The organism is Polaromonas sp. P1_G4, assembly GCF_056405475.1.
In genome coordinates, this window is sequence record NZ_JBFUCA010000375.1 from 1 (window position 1) to 4,231 (window position 4,231).

At 63.6% G+C, this 4,231-nt stretch carries 5 protein-coding genes; 1 reads left to right on the forward strand and 4 read right to left on the reverse strand.

Features of this window, described 5'->3' with window-relative positions:
- The 4 genes from modA to AC1D1X_RS16895 all read right to left on the reverse strand — a co-directional run.
- Window positions 1-537, reverse strand: a 537-nt coding sequence (gene modA, locus AC1D1X_RS16880) for a molybdate ABC transporter substrate-binding protein (RefSeq protein ID WP_477698710.1), incomplete at its 3' end; no start/stop codon positions are given.
- 200 nt (window positions 538-737) lie between these two features.
- Window positions 738-1,583 (reverse strand): ABC transporter substrate-binding protein, encoded by an 846-nt coding sequence (locus AC1D1X_RS16885; RefSeq protein ID WP_477667977.1) that lies wholly within the window; start codon window positions 1,581-1,583, stop codon window positions 738-740.
- The gene (locus AC1D1X_RS16890) at window positions 1,580-2,269 is read right to left on the reverse strand and encodes an ABC transporter ATP-binding protein (RefSeq protein WP_477698711.1); all 690 of its coding nucleotides are present in this window, start codon (window positions 2,267-2,269) and stop codon (window positions 1,580-1,582) included. Before AC1D1X_RS16890 ends, AC1D1X_RS16885 begins: the two co-directional genes overlap by 4 nt.
- On the reverse strand, window positions 2,266-3,012 hold the full coding sequence (locus AC1D1X_RS16895; RefSeq protein WP_477667979.1) for an ABC transporter permease: 747 nt from the start codon (window positions 3,010-3,012) through the stop codon (window positions 2,266-2,268). Before AC1D1X_RS16895 ends, AC1D1X_RS16890 begins: the two co-directional genes overlap by 4 nt.
- A 166-nt stretch (window positions 3,013-3,178) precedes the next feature.
- Here AC1D1X_RS16895 and AC1D1X_RS16900 point away from each other — a divergent pair.
- Window positions 3,179-4,231: substrate-binding domain-containing protein (locus tag AC1D1X_RS16900; protein WP_477698712.1), on the forward strand; the 1,053-nt coding region annotated here is incomplete at its 3' end.

The following is a 4,231-nucleotide window of genomic DNA, read 5'->3' on the forward strand; positions in this document are numbered from 1 at the left end:
CTCATACGTACTCCGGCCCGGCGGAGGCTGGGGCGCTTCGGGTGAGCCGGTGAGCTTGAGTGCCTTGCTGTCCAGTGCCGTGTAAGCACCGGGCTTGAGTGCTTCCGCCTTGCGGAACACTGCCCACGCATAGTCGCCCGACGGGTCCGCCCTGGGCGTGGAGGTGCCGAGCTTGACGGCGGGATCCAGCATCAGGTCGAGCAACTTTCCCGAATCGGCATTGAGCTGCGGCACGGCCAGAGCACACAGCTGGTTGCGCACAAACAGCGTGGGTTGCACCCATGCACTGCCCGCTGCGGAATAGAGGCGCTGGGGATGCTGCGTATCGGCCGATGCAAACACCTGCGCAGGCTCGCCCTTTTCAATGCGTTCGCGCAGCAGTCCGGAGGCGCCAAACGTCAGCTGGGTTTTCACGCCCGTGCGGGATTCGTACGCGCGGGCCACTTCGGTGAGCGCTTCGCGCAGGCTGCCCGCCGCATACACGCGCAGCGGCGCGGCGCCTTCAGCAGATGCTGCGGGCGATTGGGCATGCGCCATAGTCAGGCCTCCTGAAAAAACAACCGCAGCAGCAATCCATACCAGCAGGCGCCGCGGGACTGGCTTTGCCAGACCGCAAGCGCCGCCCCCTCGAGGGGGGAACAAGCTACACGCAGTGAGCTTGGACGGGGGTGTGCCAATTTCACCGTCCCCTGTAGGGGAGGACAGGCTACACGCAGTGAGCCTGGGCAGGGGGGAACTCATTTAGCGTTTGGGAAGAACAATTGCTCACCACCAATTTTGTAACCGGCGATCACGTTCTGGCCCATGGGCGAGATGATCCAGTCCACAAACTTCTGCGCTTCCACCACTTTGGTCTGCGGATGCTTGGCGGGGTTCACCACCATCACGCCGTACTGGTTAAACAGCTTGGTATCGCCTTCGACCAGCACGGCCAGGTCGCCGCGGTTTTTGAAGGACAGCCAGGTGCCGCGGTCGGCCAACACATAGCCGCCGCTGCTGGCCGCGATGTTGAGCGCCGGGCCCATGCCGCAGCCGCAAGCCTTGTAGTTGGCAAACGCGGGCTTGTCGCCCGGCGTCTCAACGCCCGCGGCTTTCCAGTAGCGAAGCTCGGCGGCATGCGTGCCGCTCTTGTCACCGCGAGAGATAAAACCGGCATTGGCGGCGCTGAGTTTTTTCAGCGCTTCGACAATGTCCCTGCCCCTGGTTTTGGCCGGATCAGCTGCGGGGCCGATCAGCACGAAATCGTTGTACATGACAGGAAAGCGCTTGATGGCAAAACCTTCGGCTACGACTTTTTCTTCCGCCACCTGGTCGTGCACAAACAGCACGTCGGCGTCCCCCCGGCGGCCCATGTCGATAGCCTGGCCGGTGCCGACAGCGACTACTTTCACGTCAATGCCCGTGGCTTTTTTGAACTCGGGCAGCAGGTAGGGAAAGAGGCCCGACTGCTCGGTCGAGGTGGTTGACGCCATCACGATAGTGTTGGTTTGTGCTATCGAAACAGTAGCTGCCAGCGCAAGCGGGACAAGCACCAAGGCCCTGATCGACCCGAAAATTCCCGATACCATGCTCAAGCTGTTCATGCAAGTTCTCCTTTTAAAAATGCTTCTGCCGCTGCGGGGACAGGACCGGTGAAAAAGGCCGCAGTCGGCAAGTCGGCTACCAGCCGGCCATGCTCAAGGTAAATCACCCGGGTGGCCAGCCGCTTGACCTGCCCCAGGTTGTGGCTGCTGAAAATAAGCGTCATGCCGGCATCGGCAAACTCCGCCATCAGGCGCTCGACCTCGCGCTTGGCCGTGGGGTCCAGGCTGGCCGTGGGCTCGTCGAGCAGCAGAACCTGCGGCTTGAGCGCCCAGGCGCGCGCCAGCGCCACGCGCTGCTGCTGCCCTCCGGACAAAGCCTTGGCATTGCGTGTGGCCAGGTCTTCCAGCCCCACGCGCTCCAGCGCGGCCAGTGCCTGGACTTTGGCCTCTTTCCAGCGCACACCACCCAGCCACAGTCCGAGCGCTACGTTGTTCAGCACGCTGGCGCGCAGCATGTAGGGCCGCTGGAACAGCATGGCCTGCCGCAATTGCACGTCGTGCTGAAAGCTGCCGCTGGAAGGCCGGACCAGGCCGTTGAGGGTTCGCAGCAGCGTGCTCTTTCCGCTGCCGTTGGCGCCCACCAGCGCCAGTCTTTCGCCGGCCTTGATACRCAGGCTGCAGCCGCTGAGCGCCTGCACCTGGCCGAACTGCACACCGATGGCATGCAGGTTGAAAACCTGCGTCATGGCTGCGCACCCCCGGTGGCCAGGGCCACATCCGGCAGGCGGTCGTCGAACTGCTCACGCCAGCGCCGCACCAGGGCGATCAGGATGTTCAGCAGCAGCACCACCCCGAGCAATACGATGCCCAGCGCCAGCGCCAGCGGCAAATCGCCCTTGCTGGTCTCCAGCGCAATCGAAGTCGTCATCACGCGCGTGAAGCCGTCGATATTGCCGCCCACCACCATCACCGCGCCGACCTCCGAGATCGCCCGGCCGAACGCGGCGATCAGCACCGTCAGCAACGCATAACGCTCGTCCCACAAAAGAATGAGGCCGCGCACAAAGCGGCCCGCACCCAGCGACCGGAATTGCTCGCCATGAGAACGGTCGGCATCTTCAATCGCCTGGCGGACCAGCGCGGTGACGACCGGCAGCACCAGCACGGCCTGCGCCAGCACCATGGCCTTGAAGGAAAACAGCCAGCCCAGAAAACCGAGGGGGCCGGTTCGCGAGAGCAACAGGTACACCACCAGCCCGACCACCACCGACGGAAGGGCCAGTGCCGTGTTGAGCAGGGCCAGAACCGCACCGCGGCCGCGAAAGCGCGACACGCCCAGCCACGCACCGAGCAGCAAGCCGCCGCTGCAGGCAATGAGGCAGGCACAAGCACTCACGGCCAATGAACGGGCCACGATGCTGGCCAGCATGGGATCGAGCGAGGTGATGAGCGTGAATGCCGTGGCGGCGCTGTCTGAGAAGGTGTTCATGTCAAAGCTGTGCGGCACTCTAGCCTAGGGCCTAAGTCCTTGATTTGCATCGGGAATCATCGCTATGAATTCATTTGCATAGGTCGGCAAACCCAAGCTGTCCACCGCGTCCCCGACCCGTTCCCGCCGACCGATGCACTCATAATCTGTGCACTTACCGTTTGCCATGCATAAAGTCGAACTCTCTTACCTGCTCACACCCCAGCGCGGCAAAAACGCCCTGATACGCAATCCGCTGATGGACATGCTCCATGCGGTGCGTGAGCAGGGCTCCATCTCCAAAGCCGCCAAGGCGCTCGACCTGTCGTACCGCCACGTGTGGGGTGCACTCAAAGACCGGGAGCAGACCCTGGGCCGAACGCTGATCGTCTGGGACAAAGGCCAGCGGGCACGGCTCACGGAATTCGGCGAGAAACTGCTTTGGGCCGAGCGGCAGGCACAGGCTCGGCTGGCGCCACAGATCGAAGCGTTGCGAGGCGACATCGAACGGGCCTTTTCCACCGCCTTTGACGACAACGCCCATGTGCTCACGCTGTATGCAAGCCACGACGCAGCGCTTTCTGCGTTGCGCGAGCAGGCGRGCCCGCGCGGGCTGCACCTGGACATCCGGTTCATGGGCAGCGTGGACGCCATTGCCGCCCTGAACGCGGGACGCTGCATGATGGCCGGATTTCACACGCTGGACCAGCCTGGCAGTCAGTCCGTGACCGCACAAACCTACCGCAACCTGCTCAAACCCGGACTGCACAAGCTGATCGGCTTCGCCCATCGCATGCAGGGCCTGATCGTGGCCAAAAACAACCCGCTGCAGATCGCCGGCATCACCGACCTTGCAAGGCCGGGCGTGCGTTACGTGAACCGGGCGGAAGGCACCGGCACGCGCGTGTTGCTGGACGAACTGCTGGGCAAAGCCGGTGTGGCGACTTCAGATATCGAGGGCTACCAGAGCCAGGAGCCATCCCATACGGCCGTAGCCCAGGCGATTGCCAGCAATGTCGCCGATGCCGGCCTTGGCATTGAAACGGCAGCGCGCGAGAAAGGCCTGGGCTTCATCCCGCTGGCGCAAGAGCGCTACCACCTGGTGTGCCTGAAGTCCGAACTGCCCACGCCGCAGGTGCAGGCACTGCTCAAGGAGCTCCAGAGCCGCGACTGGCAGGCCACGCTGGAAGAGTTGCCCGGCTACAGCGGCGAAACKGCCCAGAGCGGCAAGGTGCTGTCC

Excerpts from the sequence above, each read along its gene's own strand:
- AC1D1X_RS16885 (WP_477667977.1), bottom strand. The coding sequence starts at position 1,583 with ATGAACAGCTTGAGCATGGTATCGGGAATTTTCGGGTCGATCAGGGCC.
- AC1D1X_RS16895 (WP_477667979.1), bottom strand. The coding sequence starts at position 3,012 with ATGAACACCTTCTCAGACAGCGCCGCCACGGCATTCACGCTCATCACC.